Source organism: Verrucomicrobiota bacterium JB022 (assembly GCA_030673845.1).
Classification (GTDB): Bacteria; Verrucomicrobiota; Verrucomicrobiia; order Opitutales; family Oceanipulchritudinaceae; genus WOUP01.
Genome location: JAUTCQ010000004.1, coordinates 28489 through 44396 on the forward strand (window position 1 = coordinate 28489; position 15908 = coordinate 44396).

16 protein-coding genes are annotated in these 15908 nt (G+C 62.5%); 6 read left to right on the forward strand and 10 right to left on the reverse strand.

From position 1 onward, the window contains the following. Positions 1-160: 160 nt before the first annotated feature. The 3 genes from Q7P63_03125 to Q7P63_03135 are packed head-to-tail and all read right to left on the reverse strand — an operon-like array spanning position 161 to position 2487. Entirely contained in the window at positions 161-1585 is a 1425-nt protein-coding gene (locus Q7P63_03125; protein MDP0499069.1) for an ammonium transporter, read from the reverse strand. A gap of 58 nt (positions 1586-1643) precedes the next feature. Continuing rightward, the gene (locus Q7P63_03130) at positions 1644-2159 is read right to left on the reverse strand and encodes a hypothetical protein (GenBank protein MDP0499070.1); all 516 of its coding nucleotides are present in this window, start codon (positions 2157-2159) and stop codon (positions 1644-1646) included. Positions 2160-2163: 4 nt separating this feature from the next. Beyond that, on the reverse strand, positions 2164-2487 hold the full coding sequence (locus tag Q7P63_03135; GenBank protein ID MDP0499071.1) for a hypothetical protein: 324 nt from the start codon (positions 2485-2487) through the stop codon (positions 2164-2166). A gap of 244 nt (positions 2488-2731) precedes the next feature. Between Q7P63_03135 and hisC the strand changes: the two genes are divergently transcribed. Together hisC and hisB are read left to right on the forward strand one after the other, a co-directional pair. Next, positions 2732-3805, forward strand: a complete 1074-nt coding sequence (hisC, locus tag Q7P63_03140) for a histidinol-phosphate transaminase (GenBank protein MDP0499072.1) — start codon at positions 2732-2734, stop codon at positions 3803-3805. After that, positions 3787-4383: an imidazoleglycerol-phosphate dehydratase HisB gene (gene hisB, locus Q7P63_03145; GenBank protein ID MDP0499073.1), complete on the forward strand. Its 597-nt coding sequence runs from the start codon at positions 3787-3789 to the stop codon at positions 4381-4383. Before hisC ends, hisB begins: the two co-directional genes overlap by 19 nt. A gap of 860 nt (positions 4384-5243) precedes the next feature. On the opposite strand, the gene Q7P63_03150 is transcribed toward hisB, so the two are convergent. Next, positions 5244-6152, reverse strand: a complete 909-nt coding sequence (locus tag Q7P63_03150) for a mechanosensitive ion channel (GenBank protein ID MDP0499074.1) — start codon at positions 6150-6152, stop codon at positions 5244-5246. A gap of 132 nt (positions 6153-6284) precedes the next feature. Here Q7P63_03150 and Q7P63_03155 point away from each other — a divergent pair, with 132 nt between their 5' ends. Continuing rightward, on the forward strand, positions 6285-7499 hold the full coding sequence (locus Q7P63_03155) for a mechanosensitive ion channel family protein (protein ID MDP0499075.1): 1215 nt from the start codon (positions 6285-6287) through the stop codon (positions 7497-7499). A 25-nt stretch (positions 7500-7524) separates the two neighbouring features. Here Q7P63_03155 and Q7P63_03160 read toward each other — a convergent pair whose 3' ends face one another. Continuing rightward, positions 7525-9216 (reverse strand): methyl-accepting chemotaxis protein, encoded by a 1692-nt coding sequence (locus tag Q7P63_03160; protein MDP0499076.1) that lies wholly within the window; start codon positions 9214-9216, stop codon positions 7525-7527. 282 nt (positions 9217-9498) lie between these two features. Here Q7P63_03160 and hisH point away from each other — a divergent pair, with 282 nt between their 5' ends. The 3 genes from hisH to Q7P63_03175 all read left to right on the forward strand — a co-directional run bounded on the left by hisH (position 9499) and on the right by Q7P63_03175 (position 12654). Beyond that, a complete protein-coding gene (hisH, locus tag Q7P63_03165) occupies positions 9499-10143 on the forward strand; it encodes an imidazole glycerol phosphate synthase subunit HisH (protein ID MDP0499077.1) in 645 nt (214 codons plus the stop codon). A gap of 92 nt (positions 10144-10235) precedes the next feature. Then, positions 10236-11582, forward strand: coding sequence for a citrate synthase (locus tag Q7P63_03170; GenBank protein MDP0499078.1), 1347 nt, complete (start codon positions 10236-10238; stop codon positions 11580-11582). A 169-nt stretch (positions 11583-11751) separates the two neighbouring features. Beyond that, complete coding sequence (locus Q7P63_03175) at positions 11752-12654, forward strand: alpha/beta hydrolase (protein ID MDP0499079.1); 903 nt, start codon at positions 11752-11754, stop codon at positions 12652-12654. 20 nt (positions 12655-12674) lie between these two features. Here Q7P63_03175 and Q7P63_03180 read toward each other — a convergent pair whose 3' ends face one another. The 5 genes from Q7P63_03180 to rpsD all read right to left on the reverse strand — a co-directional run bounded on the left by Q7P63_03180 (position 12675) and on the right by rpsD (position 15873). Continuing rightward, a complete protein-coding gene (locus Q7P63_03180) occupies positions 12675-13280 on the reverse strand; it encodes a TM2 domain-containing protein (protein ID MDP0499080.1) in 606 nt (201 codons plus the stop codon). 63 nt (positions 13281-13343) lie between these two features. Beyond that, the gene (locus Q7P63_03185; protein ID MDP0499081.1) at positions 13344-13571 is read right to left on the reverse strand and encodes a hydrogenase nickel incorporation protein HypA; all 228 of its coding nucleotides are present in this window, start codon (positions 13569-13571) and stop codon (positions 13344-13346) included. A 32-nt stretch (positions 13572-13603) separates the two neighbouring features. Then, positions 13604-14149: a 50S ribosomal protein L17 gene (rplQ, locus tag Q7P63_03190; GenBank protein ID MDP0499082.1), complete on the reverse strand. Its 546-nt coding sequence runs from the start codon at positions 14147-14149 to the stop codon at positions 13604-13606. 39 nt (positions 14150-14188) lie between these two features. Continuing rightward, positions 14189-15190 (reverse strand): DNA-directed RNA polymerase subunit alpha, encoded by a 1002-nt coding sequence (locus tag Q7P63_03195; protein MDP0499083.1) that lies wholly within the window; start codon positions 15188-15190, stop codon positions 14189-14191. A gap of 71 nt (positions 15191-15261) precedes the next feature. Next, positions 15262-15873: a 30S ribosomal protein S4 gene (gene rpsD / locus Q7P63_03200; protein MDP0499084.1), complete on the reverse strand. Its 612-nt coding sequence runs from the start codon at positions 15871-15873 to the stop codon at positions 15262-15264. Positions 15874-15908 lie beyond the last annotated feature (35 nt).

Here is a 15908-nt window from a genome sequence, read left to right on the forward strand (position 1 = left end):
CCATCCTGTGCGGACAAAGTCAAGTGTAACTTGGATTCAGTCGCAGGAGAAAGTTGCCCCGTCAGTTGTTAAAAGCTAACCTTCGGACCAAAAAAGCAACCCCGGGAAGGAGCAAACTTCCCGGGGTTTAGTGGACGGTACTTTCGGTGGAGCTGAAAGACTAGATAGAAGTGATCGGGGCCGGCTTGGCCGTGGCCAGCAGCTCGGGTGAGTCCTGATACTGGGTGAAGTCCGCATAGGCTTCGTTGCCGTGCTCGCCCAGGTCGAGGCCTTCCATTTCTTCCTCGGGGGAGACCCGCAGGCCGAAGAGGCGGTCGATGGCGAAGAACACGGCGTAGGCGGTGCCGAAGGCAAAGACGAAGACGCTGGCCACCCCGGCGAGCTGGATCAGCAGCTGGCTGACGCCGCCGCCGAAGAAGAGACCGTCCTTGATCGCCGTCTCTTCGCTCCAGAAAAGCGCGTCGATCGAGCTTTGGCCGAAGAGGCCGATGGAGAGCGTGCCCCAGGCACCGCAGATGCCGTGCACGCTGATCGCACCGACGGGGTCGTCGATCTTGAGCTTGGTTTCGATGAAGAGGATCGCGAAGACCACGATGATGCCGGCGATCAGGCCGATAAGCACGGCGGAAAGGGTATTGACCGAAGCGCAGGGGGCGGTGATGCCCACCAGGCCAGCCAGTGTGCCGTTGAGCGCCATCGTGAGGTCGGGCTTGCCGAAGCGCAGCCAGGTGGTGAAGGTCGCCGCAATGGCGCCCGCCGCCGCCGCCAAAGTCGTCGTCACCGCCACGTGGGCGATCCCGTCGACTGCCGCCAAGGTGGAGCCGGCGTTGAAGCCGAACCAGCCAAACCAGAGGATAAACACACCGAGGGTTGCGAACGGCAGGTTGTGGCCCGGGATGGGACGCACTTCACCCGTATCGGTATACTTGCCGAGGCGCGGCCCCAGGATCATCGCGCCGGCGAGGGCCGCCCAGGCACCGACCGAGTGCACGACCGTCGAGCCCGCGAAGTCTCGCATGCCCATGCCGCCGAGCCAGCCGCTGCCCGACCAGATCCAGTGGCCCGCGATCGGGTAGATGAAGGCCGAGATCAGCACCGAGTAGGCCACGTAGCCGCGGAACTTTGTGCGCTCGGCCATCGCGCCGGAGACGATCGTCGCGGCGGTGGCGGCAAACACCACCTGGAAGAGCCAGCCCGCGCTGAGCCCGAAGTCCTGCGCCGCACTGGCACTGCCGAGGAAGAGCAGGCTCGGATCCCAGCCGATCAGGCCGTTGCCGCTCTCGCCATACATCAGCATGTAGCCGATGGCCCAGAACGCCAGTGCCCCGAGGCAGAAGTCGAGCAGGTTCTTCATCATGATATTGCACGCGTTCTTGGCGCGCGTGAGGCCCGATTCGACCAGGGCGAAGCCCGCTTGCATGAAGAAGACGAGCACCGCTGCGATCAGCAGCCACATGATGTCGGCCGTCGATTGGGGCAGCGCGGGCACCACCTCGTCGCTCTGGGCGAGAAGGGGCGAAGCCGCGGAGAGCAGAGCGCCCGCTGAAAGCAGGAGGGGCGAGCGGAGATAGCGTGAAACAGCCATAGCTTGTAGCAGTTTGGAAAAAAGGATAAGAAACGTGAAGGGCCAGCAGGGCCGTAGATCAGTAACTGCGCCCGCGATAAAGGCGCGTCGGTGGGCGGGTAGGCCGCACGGCTCGAAGCGCTGCGGCGGCTGGCTCCTGCGCGGCAGGAGTTGGCGCAGGGGCGGCCGCAGGTGCATGGCCGTTGGTGCCCGCCGCCTTGGCGTTCTGGCCCGCATGCGGGTGCAGCAGCCGCAGCGCATCGACATTCAACTGGCGCAAGGCCATCGTCGTGACCATGCGCAAGGACATCTGGTTGACCTGCTCCTGCGCGAGGATCAGCATCCCGTAGTCCTTGCCCTTGCGGAGCATCAGCTGCATGTCCTGAAACTTGAGCAGGTAGTCTTCGACCGGCACGTAGTGGGTCTCGACGGCCTCGTAGAGCATCACCACGCGGCGCAGCAGGTCTTCGTAGACTTCCTCGATCATGAACGAGGGCATGTCTGCATACAGCAGCTCGCCATCGAGGTCGTGGAAGCACACGCCCTCCACCCCCGGCACATCCAATACGTTCTTGATCAGCTTGAGCGTATCCATGGCCTCAGAGGGTATAGGGAGAAAGGTGTTGGAGGATCTCCTCCGTCCGGCTGCGCGGGTTGAGCAGCAGGCCGAGCATGCCGTCCTTGAGCGGCACAACGACAGTCCGGAAATCCGGGGAACCGGCTTGGATCTCATACAGCCCCTCCAAGCCAATGGACCCGCCGATGAGCTGGGTCACTTGTTGCAGGTAAGGCATGACGAGCCCGAGCAGTTCCGCTTCTTCCCGTCCATCGACATGCTGGATTTCCCCCGCCGGGCCGCAGTGGACATAGCCTTCCAGGCCGGGCAGGGATTCGAGCGAGTCTTGAAGCGATTGCTGGATCATAAGCACCACACCCCTGCTTGAGCCTAAGGCGTACCACCTCACCCCCTCCAGCTTCTTCAACAGTAGAATCACTGCTAAAAGTTTAAAATGAGACAATTTTTTGGCAGCCGATAGCCAACCCGCAAAAAATTTACAGGCCCATGCGCTATTTTTTAGGCGGATGCGGCCCAGCCTGGCCCGTAAAGCATCGCCAGCCCATGTGCGGGGTTGCTTCTGCCCGGCGGCTGCTCCATTTTAACGGCTTATGCCACTTTCCGACTACGCAGCGCCGCATGTGCGAGACCTGCATGCCTACGTGCCGGGCACCCAGCCCAGCGGCGACGGCTGGATCAAGCTGAACACCAACGAGCTGCCCTACCCGTGCAGCCCGGCGGTCGCCCAGGCCGTGATGGCCGAGATGACGCGCCTGCCGCTCTACCCCAGCCCCACCAGCGCCCCCCTGCGCGCGGCCGTGGCCGACTTGCATGGTCTCACGCCCGAGCAGGTGATCGTGGGCAACGGGTCCGACGACCTGCTCAACCTGCTGGTGCGCGTCTTCGGAGGCCAAACCGTCCAGACCTTCCCCAGCTACTCGCTCTACCCCGTGCTGGTGTCGATCGAAAACGGCAAGCTGCAGACCGTGCCCTTCGCCGAAGACATGAAGCTGCCGGTCGACGAACTGGCGGCGCTCAAAGGCAGCATCCTCTTCCTCACCACGCCCAACGCCCCCACCGGTGTCGCCTTCCCGCGCGACGACGTGGGCCGCCTGTGCGAAAAGTTCGACGGCATCGTGGTGGCCGACGAAGCGTATGCCGACTTCGCCGAGCGCGACTGCCGCCCCCTGCTCGACAAGCACGCCAACCTCGTCATTACCCGCACCTTCTCCAAGAGCTACGGCCTCGCCGGCCTGCGCGTCGGCTACGCCCTCGCCAACGCCGAAGTCATCGGCCTGCTCGACCGCGTGCGCGACAGCTACAACGTCAACCGCCTCTCCCAGGCCGGAGCCCTCGCCGCCCTGCGCGACCAGGACTACCTCCGCGAAGTCGTACGCAAGGTAAAGCGCACCCGCGACACCTTCCGCCAACGCTGCCAGGCCCGCGGCTGGTTCACCTACGCCAGCCAGAGCAACTTCGTCTTCACCCGCCCGGAGACGGCCGGCGGCCAGCACAGCCCCGAGCTTGCCCAAAACCTCTTCGAGCACCTCAAGGCCCGGAAGATCCTCGTGCGCTACTTCGGCAGCCACCCCTTCACCGCCTCCTTCCTGCGCATCTCCATCGGCACGGAAGAACAGATGACTACCCTCAACGACGCAATCGACCAATGGCAGCCCAACGCGTAGCCGAAATCCAGCGCGACACCACCGAAACGCAGATCCGCCTGCGCCTCAACCTCGACGGCACCGGCGACAAGCAGATCGCCACCGGCATCCCCTTCCTCGACCATATGCTGGAGCTCTTTGCGCGCCACGGCATGTTCGACCTCAGCGTGAAGGCGGCGGGAGACCTCGCGGTCGATTATCACCACACGGTGGAAGACGTCGGCATCGTACTCGGCGAAGCGCTTAAAAAAGCTCTCGGCGACAAGAAGGGCATCCGCCGCTACGGCTTCTTCATCCTCCCGATGGACGAGTGCCTCAGCCGCGTCGCGCTCGACCTCAGCAACCGCCCCTACCTCGTCTACGACGTGGCCGCACGCGGCAACATCCGCGACTTCAACCTGCTGCTCGTACGCGAATTCTTCCAGGGCTTCGCCAACGCCGCCGGTGCCAACGTGCACATCAAGCTCGAATACGGCGAAGAGCCCCACCACGTCGCCGAATGCATCTTCAAGTGCTTCGCCCGCGCCCTCGACGCCGCCACCGAGATCGACCCCCGCCAAAAAGACAGCCTCCCCTCCACCAAGGGCCTGCTCGTCTAGGAGCGCGGCACACAGTCTATTTCATCCATAGGCGCGGACTCGAAAGGGTCCGCGTCTTTTTGTGTCTGCACCCTCTCAAAAAAAATCTCCCGTCAAGACGCCGAGGACACGGAGAGTATGCAAGAATAAGCTTTTTGTCTTGGTGTCCTCGGTGAGAAATTCCTCTTTTCAGTCCAGAAACATCCCGAGAAGAGATGGCTGGAACATTTCCAATCCAAGTCGCCGCCCTCAGCCATATTCTAGCGCTCGCTCGACCACTTTCTGGCACCCCTTACGGGGTGCATCTGTTTTTCGCACCCTACCGGAAGTCGTCGCTGACGCTCCGACATCCGGCTATATCGCTGGCATCCTGCGGATGCGTTGCGTCTTCGCGGGAAGCTGTTTCTCCGCATCCCAATAGGGATGCCAGCGATTAGCCGTGATGTCGCCGTAGGCGACTTCCGGTTGCCGTTCCCCCCGCGAAACGCACCCTGTGGGTGCCACCCAATCAAAGGGCCAAGGTTGCGCGACAACCCGATTTGGAAATGCTCTAGTCCCGCCTCCTTGGAATCGGCTCAAGCTGTGATTGTGTGCCGCCCAGAGCGGCAAGCCGTCGTGCCTTTTCGCGTTTGATCACCTCTGCCAAAGCGAGCGCAATCACTTCATCTGGCGATCTTGCGCCGGACAACCGCAAAGCCTCGTTCAACAGCCTCTCGTCTAGATCAACGCTCAACTGCATAGGCAGGCAGCATCTACCTGCCCCTCATCCGCGTCAATCTGCGTTCATCTGCGGCTAAAAATCTCTTCCCGATCGCCACAAAAAATCCGCAGCGGGCAACAAGCCCAACTGCGGACGAAAAATAACCAGTCGCGCGACCCTCTTAGCTCTGGGTCGGCGGCTTCGGGTCGATGCCTTGGCTGAAGCCAGCGCCGCCGGAGCTGCGGTCTTCGGGCTTCTTGGCCTCCATGTTGTAGTGGTGCACGTCGCGCTGCGGGTAGGGGATGGTGATGCCCTCTTCGTCGAAGCGGGTCTTCACGTTTTCCATCATGTCCCAATAGACGGGCCAGTAGTCGGCGGCCTTCACCCAAGGGCGCACAACAAAGTCCACGCTGCTCTCGTTGAGCGTCAGCAGTCCGATCGTCGGGGCCGGGTCCTTGAGGATGCGCTCGTCCTTCTGCACCAGCTCGGTCAGCACCTGCTTCACCTTCTTGATGTCGTCGTCGTAGCCCACGCCAAAGGTAAAGTCGATCCGGCGGGTCTCCTTGGCGGAGAAGTTGGTGATGTTGCTGTTTACGATGTTCGAGTTGGGCACGATGATCTGCTTGTTGTCACCCGTGCGCATGTAGGTCTGGAACACTTTGATCTCTTCGACCACACCCGTCACACCGCCGGCCTCCACAAACTGGCCGGACTTGAAGGGGCGGAAGATGATCAGCATCACCCCGGCGGCGAAGTTGGAGAGCGAGCCTTGCAGCGCGAGGGCTACGGCCAGGCCAGCGGCACCGAGGATCGCGATGAGCGAGGTCGTCTGCACCCCGAGGATGTCGAGCGAGATCAGGACGACCGCCACCACGAGCACCGCGTGAACGATGTTGCCGAGGAAGCCGACCAGCGTATCGTCCAGCTTCGCCCGCGTCATCTGCATCTTGCAGACGGTCGTCAGCCAGCTGGCGAGCATACGCCCGATGACGAAGACGACCAGTGACGCGACGAGGTGGATCAGAAAATCCAAGCCGTTGATGGCCAGCCAGTCGGAGACGCTGACCAGCATTTCATTGAAATCATTCATGACAGAGAGGCTACGATGAGGTTGTCGAATAGAGTGCCAATTTACTGCCCCCGTCATTTGAAGGAGGAGGGCGTAGGGCTAATATAGACACCAAAGCTGCTGCATCTTCAAATTCAAACATACTAAGGGATTATGCCAGAAGACACACAAGCATGGTGGGAGGTTTCCATCTGGGGCATCGCTGCATGGCGCCTCGTCGCCTTCGCCGTCTCAATCTTTGCCGGTTATATCGCCGGGAAGATTTTTGCCGCCGGCGCCCACGGGCTCGGCAAGAAAGCCGGGGAAGACCGGGGCGTCCTCAAGAGCCTGGCAGACGCGCTGAGCCGCTCGCTGGGGCTGCTCGGGATGATCATCGGCATCCAGGTGGGCGTCCTGTTCCTCCACCTCGACCCGGCGGTGTATGGCCCGATCTCGACCGTGCTCTCCGTCCTCACCGTGATGGCGATCGGCTGGGTGCTCTACTGCCTCGTCGACGTGCCCTTCACCATTTACCAGCACTGGAGTGCCAAGCAACAGTCGAAGCTCACCGAGATGCTCGCGCCGATGATCCGCACCGGCCTGCACGTGATCATCATCGTCCTGACGCTGGTCCAGATCGCCCAAGTCTTCAGCGACGAGCCGATCACCTCCATCATCGCCGGTCTCGGTATTGGCGGTTTGGCCTTCGCCCTTGCAGCGCAAGACTCGATCAAACACCTCTTCGGCTCGTTCGTCATTTTCATGGACCGGCCCTTCGAGGTAGGCGACCGCCTGCTGTGGGACAAGTATGACGGCATTGTGGAAGAAGTGGGCTTCCGCTCCACCCGCGTGCGCACCCTCACCGGCCACCTCGTCACGATCCCCAACGGCAAGCTGGCCGACAGTGCGATCGAAAACGTCTCCCGTCGCCCCCACATCCGCCGCATCTTCAACGTAACCGTCACCTACGACACGCCGCCGGAGAAAATCGGCGAAGCGAAACAGATCCTCCGCGACCTGCTTTACGACGAAGAAAAGTCGATGAAGAACTGGCCGGGCGACATGGTGCCCCGCATCTACTTCAACGAGCTCAACTCCGACTCGCTGAACATCATGGTCATCTACTGGTTCGCCCCCCCCGCCTACTGGGACTACATGGAGTATACCGACTGGCTCAACACCGAGGTGATCCGCCGCTTCAACGACGCCGGTATCGACTTTGCCTTCCCCTCGCAAACCCTCTACCTCGCGGGCGACGACAACCGCCCGATCAGCATCGGCGTGCGCGGCCTGCCCGAAGCCAAGGAAGAAAAGGCAGGCAAGGCAGACGAGCCCAAAGGCCCGCCCAGCCAAGCTGGCGGCGACAGCCCTTCGCTGCCCCCCGCCTGAGGCATCGGCAAACCTCCGCCCTCTCTTATCGCCCCGTGAACAACGGGGCTTTTTCGTGCTCACGCTCCACGTGGTCGAACTCCAGCGGGGCTTCTTCCTCTTGGATCAGCACCTTCGTCGGCTGCTTGCGCGGGGCCGCTGCCGCCACCTTCACCGGAGTCGCGTGTGCTTGCGAGAGCTGCAGCCCCGTCAACGCTTCCAAAGCCTCGACCGACTCCGTCAACGCCTCCACCTGGCGGCTCAACTCCTCGGATGCGGCCGCGTTTTCCTCCGCCATTGCGGCGCTGGACTGCGTGATCGCATCGATGTCGTGCATGGCCTGGCTGATCTGGGTGATGCCATTCTTCTGCTCGGTCGAAGCCGTCGAAATCTCGCGCACAATGGTATCGACCGACGCCACCTTGCGCACGATCTCCTGCAGGCTTGCGCCCAAGGTCGAGCTGATCTCCGTGCCCCGGCGGCTGCGGTTGACGGATTCCTCGATCAACGTCGAAGTCTCGCGGGCCGCCTGCGCACTACGCCTGGCCAGGCTGCGGACTTCTTCGGCCACGACCGCAAACCCCGCGCCTGCCTCCCCCGCCCGGGCGGCCTCGACGGCGGCATTGAGCGCCAGCATGTTGGTCTGGAAAGCAATCTCGTCGATCGAGTGCACGATGCGGGCGATGTTGTCGCTCGATGCCTGGATGTCGGCCATCGCCTGCGTCATACGCTCCACATCGGCCGCCCCCGTCTGGGCCGCCTGGCGCGCCTCACTCGTCAGGCGCGAAGACTCCTGCGCACTCTGGGCATTGCGCGTCGTCACGCTCGACATCTCTTCCAGCGAAGCCGTCGTCTGCTCCAGCGCGGCCGCCTGACGAGATGCGCCGTCCGCCAGATCCTGCGTCGAGCGGTTGATCTCCGAAGTCGCCAGCGAAGTCTCCCGCGTGGCGTTGTACATCTTCTCGATCGCCGCCACCAGCGGGCGCTCGATAAAGCGACGGTTAAAGTAAGCGAACGATACGAGTGCCACCAGCAACACCACCGCGCCGGAGAGGGAAATATGCTGGATATCGTCCAACACCGCCGCGCTGTCGTGCAACGGGGCGCTGATGATGAAGGCCCCCTTCAAGTCGCCCACCTGCATCCCCTCCATCGGGAAGCCCAGCAAATCCTTGCCATCGCCCGAGGCGCTTTGCGCAGGGTTGCCATGGCACTGCAGGCAGCCCTTGGTCAACGTTACCGGGTAAGCGAAGACGAGCCGCTCGTTGGCCTTGTCTTCCTCGAAAACCGATTCGGCCCCCTGGGCAAACTGTTCGAAATACGGCAAGTCCTCCGCCTTGGCCTGGTAAGCCTCGTTGCGCGCCGGCAAGTCCGGCCTCGCCACCACGCGAAAGTCATACCCCTTTTCCTCGGCTGCGCGGCCGATGGACGTCCACGTCGCCACGATCGGGATCGAGGTGTAGAGCGGCGTCTCGTGGTAAAAATCCCGGATCGGCACCTCCGGCCGCTCCGCCTGCGTCCGCGCCACCACCGCCGGCAAGTCGATCACGCCCGAGCGGTGCAGCTCTTCCATATTGGCGCGCACCTTTCCTGCATCGATCACCATGCCCTGCATCGTCTTTTGGGCCTCATGCACCCGGTTCTCCCGAGCGATGAAATACACCGTGCCGATGGCAGACACGATGGTGACGACGACCGTCACAGCGGCCGCCAGCAGGATCTTGTTTTGAAGCTTCATAGGGTCAGGTGAGGGATAGCGAGTGCTCGTATTACAAGATCGCCTGCCCGCCCCGACACCTAAGCCCCGTAATGGGCTATAATGACCACGACGTTTGTAAAAATCAGCCAAAAACCGTTCAAATCTCTCAAATAGCTCATCACCTCCCGTTTCCCTCCGCTCACCGCCCCCTACTGCCATCCCCCTTCAGCCACGAGGCCGCTCACCGGTTGCATCTTGCCCTTGCCCTGAAGCCAAAAACGTCGCACGCTATCTGGCTCGCCTTCAAGAGGCCGTGTTTCTATGAACGTTTCCGCACAACGAAAGCCGGATCTGGCTGTGATCGACTATGGCATGGGCAACCTGCGCAGCGTCTTGCGCGCATGGGAAAAAGTGGGCGGTGCGCCCCGCCTCGTCGACCATCCAGACGACATCGGGGCCGCCGATGCGCTGATCTTCCCCGGCCAAGGAGCCATCGTCGACGCCATGCGCCGCCTCCAGCAGACCGGCTTTGACCGCGTGATCCGCGACTGGACGGAGGCCGACCGGCCCTTCTTCGGCATCTGCCTCGGCCAGCAGGCCCTCTTCAGCCACTCCGAAGAAGGCGACGTGGCCTGCCTCGGCATTCTCCCCGGCGAAGTGACGCGCTTCCGCTTCCCCCAAGACCGCAGCCTCAAGGTGCCGCACATGGGCTGGAACGCCGTCGAGTGGCGCCTGCGCCTGCCGGCCGACGAGAGCCTTGCGCCCGCCGGCGATCAGTTTTACTTTGTCCACAGCTACTACACCGCCCCCTCACAACCCGAGGTAGTGTGGGGCCGTACCGAATACGGAGGTCTGGAATTCTGCAGCGCCGTGAACCGCGGTCGCCTCTACGCGACCCAGTTTCACCCCGAAAAAAGTCAGGCCAAAGGACTGGCCCTCTACCAGGGCTTCCTGCAAAGCCTCTAATCAATCTCAAATTCCCTCCTCTACTGTTTGACCTGCCGGCCCCAAAGCCCTTATTTCAAACCGAAGTCCCTGCGATCATAGCACTCAACGTCATGCCCACCCCTTCAGACGCACAACCGTCCCCCTCTTCGCTCACCGGCCAACCCGTCGCCAAGATCACCTTGGAAGGGCAGGAATACACCTACCCCGTGCTCGTCGGCACGGAAGGCGAAAAGGCAATCGACACCCGTAAGCTACGCGCCGACACCGGCTACATCACCTTCGACGAAGGGTACGGCAACACGGGCTCCTGCCTCAGCAACATCACCTTTATCGACGGCGAAAAGGGTATCCTCCGCTATCGCGGCTACCCCATCGACCAGCTTGCCGAAGGCGCCTCCTTCCTCTCCGCCGCCTACCTCATCATCTACGGCGAGCTGCCGACGCAGGACCAGCTCGACGGCTTCCGCGACAAGGTGCGCGAGAACGCCAACCTGCACGAAGACTTCAAGCACCACTTCCAGGGCTTCCCGCCCAACAGCCACCCGATGGCCGTGCTCAGCTCCATGCTCAACAGCCTGGGCTGCTACTACCCCGAGATGAGCAGCAACGACCGCGAAAAAGACCTCGCGACCTTCGACGCCGCCGCCGCCCTCCTCATCTCCAAAGTGCGCACCATCGCGGCCATGACCTTCCGCATGCACCAAGGCATGCCCTTCGTCTACCCCCGCCGCGACCTCCGCTACGTGGAAAACTTCCTCCACATGATGTTCACGGAGCCCTACAGCCTCTACGAACCCATCCCGGAAGTCACCCGCGCGCTCGACCTCTTCCTCCTCCTGCACGCCGACCACGAGCAAAACTGCTCCACCTCCACCGTGCGCATGGTCGCCAGCGGCGGCGCCAACCTCTTTGCCAGCGTCTCGGCCGGCGTCTGCGCCCTCTGGGGCCCCCTCCACGGCGGCGCCAACTCGGCCGTGATCCGCATGCTCAGCGACATCCACGCCTCGGGTGACGACGGCAGCCGCTTCATCGAAGCCGCCAAGAACGGCAAGGCCCGCCTCATGGGCTTCGGCCACCGCGTCTACAAGAACTTCGACCCGCGCGCTCAGATCTTCGCCAAAGCCGCCGAAGACCTCCTCAAAGCCCTCGGCAAGAAAGACCCGCTGCTCGACATCGCCAAGCGCCTGCAGGAAGCCGCGCTCGAAGACCCCTACTTCATCGACCGCAAGCTCTACCCCAACGTCGACTTCTACAGCGGCATCGTGCTGCGTGCCATCGGCATCCCCGTCGACATGTATACCGTCATGTTTGCCATCGGCCGCATGCCCGGCTGGATTGCCAACTGGCGCGAAGTTACCGAGACGAGCAAGCGCATCCACCGCCCCCGCCAGATCTACACCGGCCACACCAAGCGCGACTTCCAGGCCATGGAAGAACGCAACGCCTACCACCGCTAACGCGGCAGATCGGCACCCCACCCTTTTCGGCCAGGCAGCGACAACGCTCCTGGCCTTTTTTGTGCGCGGCCATTATCACAAAGTTAGAACGCGGCCGCCTTTGCGCCGCTCCAAGCCCCACGGCCCCCTCCTGGAGCCTCTAAGCCCACCCACACCACTCTCCTCCCCGATGAAAACCTCCTTCCTGGCCTTCGCGCTGCTGCTCCTGATCTGCAGCCCCCAATACCTCGCCGCCGAAGAGACCATCCCCCTGGGCAACGCCGGCCCCGAAGCCGCGAAAACCGAAATCGTCACCCGGATGCACGGCTCCGAAGTCGTCCGCAACGTCACGCAGCCCAGCCTGCTTGCCTACCGACCGGAAAAACCCAATGGCACCGCCGTGGTCGTCGCTCCCGGCGGCGCGCTCATGTTCCTCGCCATCAACCACGAAGGCCGCTGGCTGGCCCAATGGCTGCAAAAACGCGGCATCACCGCCTTCGTCCTCAAATACCGAACCATTCCCACCCCCACCGAACACGAAGCATTTGAACGCGAGATGGGGCAGCTTTTTGGCGGTGACCGCAACCCCGACACGCTCGCGCGCATTCACGAGCAATCGCTGCTCAGCGTGGCCGACGGGCAGGCCGCGATCGCGCACATCCGCCAGCACGCCCAGGAATATGCGATCGACCCACACCGCATCGTCATGATCGGCTTTTCCGCTGGCGGGGCCGTAACGGCAGGAACCGCTCTCCAGCCCGACGCCGAAACCCGCCCAGACTACGCGGCACTGATCTACGGTGCCCCCTCACTCGCAGACCCGGAAAAGGTGCGCCTGCAGTGGGACCAGTCTCCCCCCGTCTTCATGGCCGTAGCAGCCGACGACGGCCTCGTCGCAAGCAGCCAGATCCCCTTCTACCAAAAATTACGCGCGCACGACATCCAGGCCGAGTTGCACATCTACGCCGAAGGGAACCACGGCTTCGGCATGTATGAAAAGGGCACCACCAGCGACCACTGGAAAGACGCCTTTTATTGGTGGCTCCAGGCGCATCAACTGGCCGATCAACCCCTTTACCCAGCCACCGAATAAGAAGCGCCGCTTGCGCCCCCTCAAAACGAAGGGATCGCCGAAGCCGGCACTACCGGTCGATTGGCCCGCATCATCACATACCCGCCCCCCGCATCGCGGAAGCGCTCGTTGGCCACGCGCACGAGGTCTACCGCCCGCCACAGCAACAAGCCAGGCAGACAAGTCGCGCTGAAAGCGAACGCCCAAGGCGACGGCCACCGAAAGGCGACCAAGGCCAGCGCACAAAGCACCACATAGACCAGCCCCGAGCCCCAGCGGCCCACGTAAAAACGGTGCGCCCCCACCTGCCCCAACACGAGGCAGAGAAACAATGTAAAACCATAGCGCAGCCCGCTCTCGCGCCCATAGCTGAGCCGACGCGGAAAGCGGCGCCGCAGAAAGCCAAAACCGAAGGCCAACACCAGCAGACCGAGGTGCCACGTCCAGAGCCCAATCCACGCGGTCTGCAAAGCCGGGGCCAGATGCGAGGCCATCAGCGCCACCTTGTCATCCACCTCGCTCACCTGCAGCTCTTGCCACATACCGAGCAAGGCCAGGACGGCCTGGAGCCCCCCCACCGGCAACACTGCCAGCAAAGCCGCACCCAAGGCGCACCAACTGCGCCAAAACCATTGCTCCGCGTCCATGCAGCTACTTCAGCGCCCCATCCGGCGAGGTCAACCTCGGAAATGCCCTGCCCCGCGCCCCCATCAAAAGCGCAGCCGTTGGTTCTGGAACCCGCACGTAGGGCACTTGCCCACCTCCTCGTGCTGCCGCAGGCTGTAGAGCGTGCCGCACTTCACACAGTGGAAGGCATGCCGCTGGCGCAGCAAGTCGTAATACTCGTGGTCGCGGCGATCGTAGTACAGCCAAAGGGCGGCTATCCCCAAGAGACAGCCGCCCACCAGTAAGGCAAAAAATGTGCTGAGATCCAGCATCGGGACTCAATTGAACGAGCCCGAACGCCGGGTTACTCCGCCTTCTTTTCTTCGGCGGATGCTTCCGCCGGAGCTTCTTCGGCCGTCGCGACCGTTTCGGCTTCCGCCGTGGCCACCGGGGCAGCCTCTTCGGAAGCGGCCTTCACGGCCTTCGGCTTGGCGGAGCCCTTCTTGCGGCTCTTGCTGTAGCCTTCGTCGTCGGCCGAGATGAGCTGGATCAGCGCCATTTCGGCAGCGTCGCCGCGGCGTTGGCCAAGCTTGTAAATACGGGTGTAGCCACCCGGGCGGTTCATGAATTCATCAACCTTCTCATTGAAGAGCATGGCAATGGCCTCTTTGTCGCGCACCCGGGCGATGGCGAGGCGGCGCAGGTAAAGCGCGCGCTCCGGCGTCGGCGCCTGCTTGGCGCGCTTGGCCATCGAAATGATACGCTCGACGAAGGGGCGCAGGGCCTTGGCCTTCACGAGGGTGGTCTGGATCTTGCCGTGGCGCAGCAGGGCGGCGGCGAGGTTGGCGATGAGCGCCTCGCGGTGTTCCTTCTTGCGGCCGAGGATAAAACGGTGATTACGGTGACGCATGGTGGTCTGGTAGTATGCTGGGTATTAGCAGGGCCGCCCTTAAAATTCGTTGCGGCTTTCGAGCAGGCGCTCGTCGATCTTCATACCGAGGCTCAGGCCCAGCTGCTCGAGCTTGGCCTTGATCTCGTTGAGGGACTTCTTGCCGAAATTCCGGTACTTGAGCATCTCCTGCTCCGACTTCATCGCCAGCTCGCCAACCGTTGTGATGTTGGCGTTGTTGAGGCAGTTCGCCGCACGCACGGAAAGCTCGATCTCGTTCACGCTCATGTTGAGCAGCTTGCGGAGCTTGTTCTGCTCCTCGGAGACTTCGCTTTGCTCGTTTTCAAACTCGACGCTCTCCTCGCTCACCTTGTCGAACACATCGAGGTGGTGGCGCAGGATGGCAGCGGCTTGCTTGATGCACTCGTCGGGCGTAATGCGACCGTCGGTCCAGATCTCCAGGATCAGCTTGTCGAAGTCCGTCATCTGGCCCACGCGGGTGTTCTCGACCGTATACTTGACGAGGCGCACGGGGCTGTAGAGCGAGTCGATGGCAATGACGCCGATCGGCTGGTCTTCGGACTTGTTGTCCTCGCCGGGAACGTAACCGCGGCCGATCTTCACCTCAAGCTCCGCGAGGAAGCGTTGGGGCTTGTCGAGCGTGCAGATCACCTGCGAGGGGTTGATCACCTGAATACGGGAATCAGCCTGGATATCGGCCGCCGTCACTTCGCCCTGGCGGGTGACGTCGATCGAAAGGCGCACCGTATCGCGGGACTGGGAAACGATGAGCACCTTCTTGAGGTTCAGCACGATGTCGGTGACGTCTTCGACGACGCCATCGATGCTTTGAAACTCGTGTTGGACCCCCTCGATCTTGACGGAAGCAATCGCGGCACCTTCGATCGAGCTGAGCAGCACACGGCGCAGGCCGTTGCCGATCGTGTGACCGTAGCCAGTTTCAAACGGCTCCGCCGTGAACTTCGCGTAGGTCTCGGTCGCGGTTTCCTCTTCCTTAACGAGGCGGTTGGGCAGCTGGAACTTACCTAGTCGGATGGCCATGGGACGTGTCGGGGCGTGAGATGCGGGGGACGGGTGAAAGGCCAGCGTGGCACTGCACCCGTCGTTCCAGATTAGCGGCTGTAGAATTCGACGATGAGCTGGACGTTAACGCCCGTCTCAATGTCGTCGGCGGTGGGCAGACGATTGATCGTCGTCGTGAGCTGATCTTCGTTACGCGTCATCCACAGCGGGACGTTGCGGACGCGGGTATCTTCGATCGCGCGGGTCGCCAACTGACGGCTGGAGGTCGATTCGCGGACTTCGATCACATCGCCGGCCGAGATCTGGCAGCTGGGGATGTTGGTCTTGTGGCCGTTGACCTTCACGTGGCCGTGCGTCACAAACTGACGGGCCTGGCGGCGGGTCTTGGCGAAACCGCAAGCGTAGACGACGGAATCCAGGCGGCGCTCGAGCGTCTGCGTGAAGATCTCGGACGTGACCCCGATCTTGGCCTTGGCGGAATCAAAGGTGCGGCGGAACTGCTTCTCCGTGAGGCCATACATGTAGCGAAGCTTTTGCTTCTCATTCAGGCCGATGGAGTATTCGCTCTGCTTGTTGCGGCGCAGGCGGGGGCCGTGCTGACCGGGGGGGTGCGGCTTGCGTTCCTGCGCCTTGGAGGCGGGGAACACGGACATGCCGAACTTACGGTTAATGCGGGTGGCGGGACCAGTATAACGGGCCATGACGCGATAAAATTACTTGGAGGTTATCGACCGAT

Bases quoted from the DNA above. Each gene is read 5' to 3' on its own strand.
- hisC (MDP0499072.1), top strand. From the start codon at position 2,732: ATGCCACTTTCCGACTACGCAGCGCCGCATGTGCGAGACCTGCATGCC.
- hisH (MDP0499077.1), top strand. From the start codon at position 9,499: ATGAACGTTTCCGCACAACGAAAGCCGGATCTGGCTGTGATCGACTAT.
- Q7P63_03155 (MDP0499075.1), top strand. From the start codon at position 6,285: ATGCCAGAAGACACACAAGCATGGTGGGAGGTTTCCATCTGGGGCATC.
- Q7P63_03125 (MDP0499069.1), bottom strand. From the start codon at position 1,585: ATGGCTGTTTCACGCTATCTCCGCTCGCCCCTCCTGCTTTCAGCGGGC.
- hisB (MDP0499073.1), top strand. From the start codon at position 3,787: ATGGCAGCCCAACGCGTAGCCGAAATCCAGCGCGACACCACCGAAACG.
- Q7P63_03135 (MDP0499071.1), bottom strand. From the start codon at position 2,487: ATGATCCAGCAATCGCTTCAAGACTCGCTCGAATCCCTGCCCGGCCTG.
- Q7P63_03160 (MDP0499076.1), bottom strand. From the start codon at position 9,216: ATGAAGCTTCAAAACAAGATCCTGCTGGCGGCCGCTGTGACGGTCGTC.
- Q7P63_03185 (MDP0499081.1), bottom strand. From the start codon at position 13,571: ATGCTGGATCTCAGCACATTTTTTGCCTTACTGGTGGGCGGCTGTCTC.
- Q7P63_03195 (MDP0499083.1), bottom strand. From the start codon at position 15,190: ATGGCCATCCGACTAGGTAAGTTCCAGCTGCCCAACCGCCTCGTTAAG.
- Q7P63_03150 (MDP0499074.1), bottom strand. From the start codon at position 6,152: ATGAATGATTTCAATGAAATGCTGGTCAGCGTCTCCGACTGGCTGGCC.
- rplQ (MDP0499082.1), bottom strand. From the start codon at position 14,149: ATGCGTCACCGTAATCACCGTTTTATCCTCGGCCGCAAGAAGGAACAC.
- Q7P63_03130 (MDP0499070.1), bottom strand. From the start codon at position 2,159: ATGGATACGCTCAAGCTGATCAAGAACGTATTGGATGTGCCGGGGGTG.
- Q7P63_03175 (MDP0499079.1), top strand. From the start codon at position 11,752: ATGAAAACCTCCTTCCTGGCCTTCGCGCTGCTGCTCCTGATCTGCAGC.
- Q7P63_03170 (MDP0499078.1), top strand. From the start codon at position 10,236: ATGCCCACCCCTTCAGACGCACAACCGTCCCCCTCTTCGCTCACCGGC.
- Q7P63_03180 (MDP0499080.1), bottom strand. From the start codon at position 13,280: ATGGACGCGGAGCAATGGTTTTGGCGCAGTTGGTGCGCCTTGGGTGCG.
- rpsD (MDP0499084.1), bottom strand. From the start codon at position 15,873: ATGGCCCGTTATACTGGTCCCGCCACCCGCATTAACCGTAAGTTCGGC.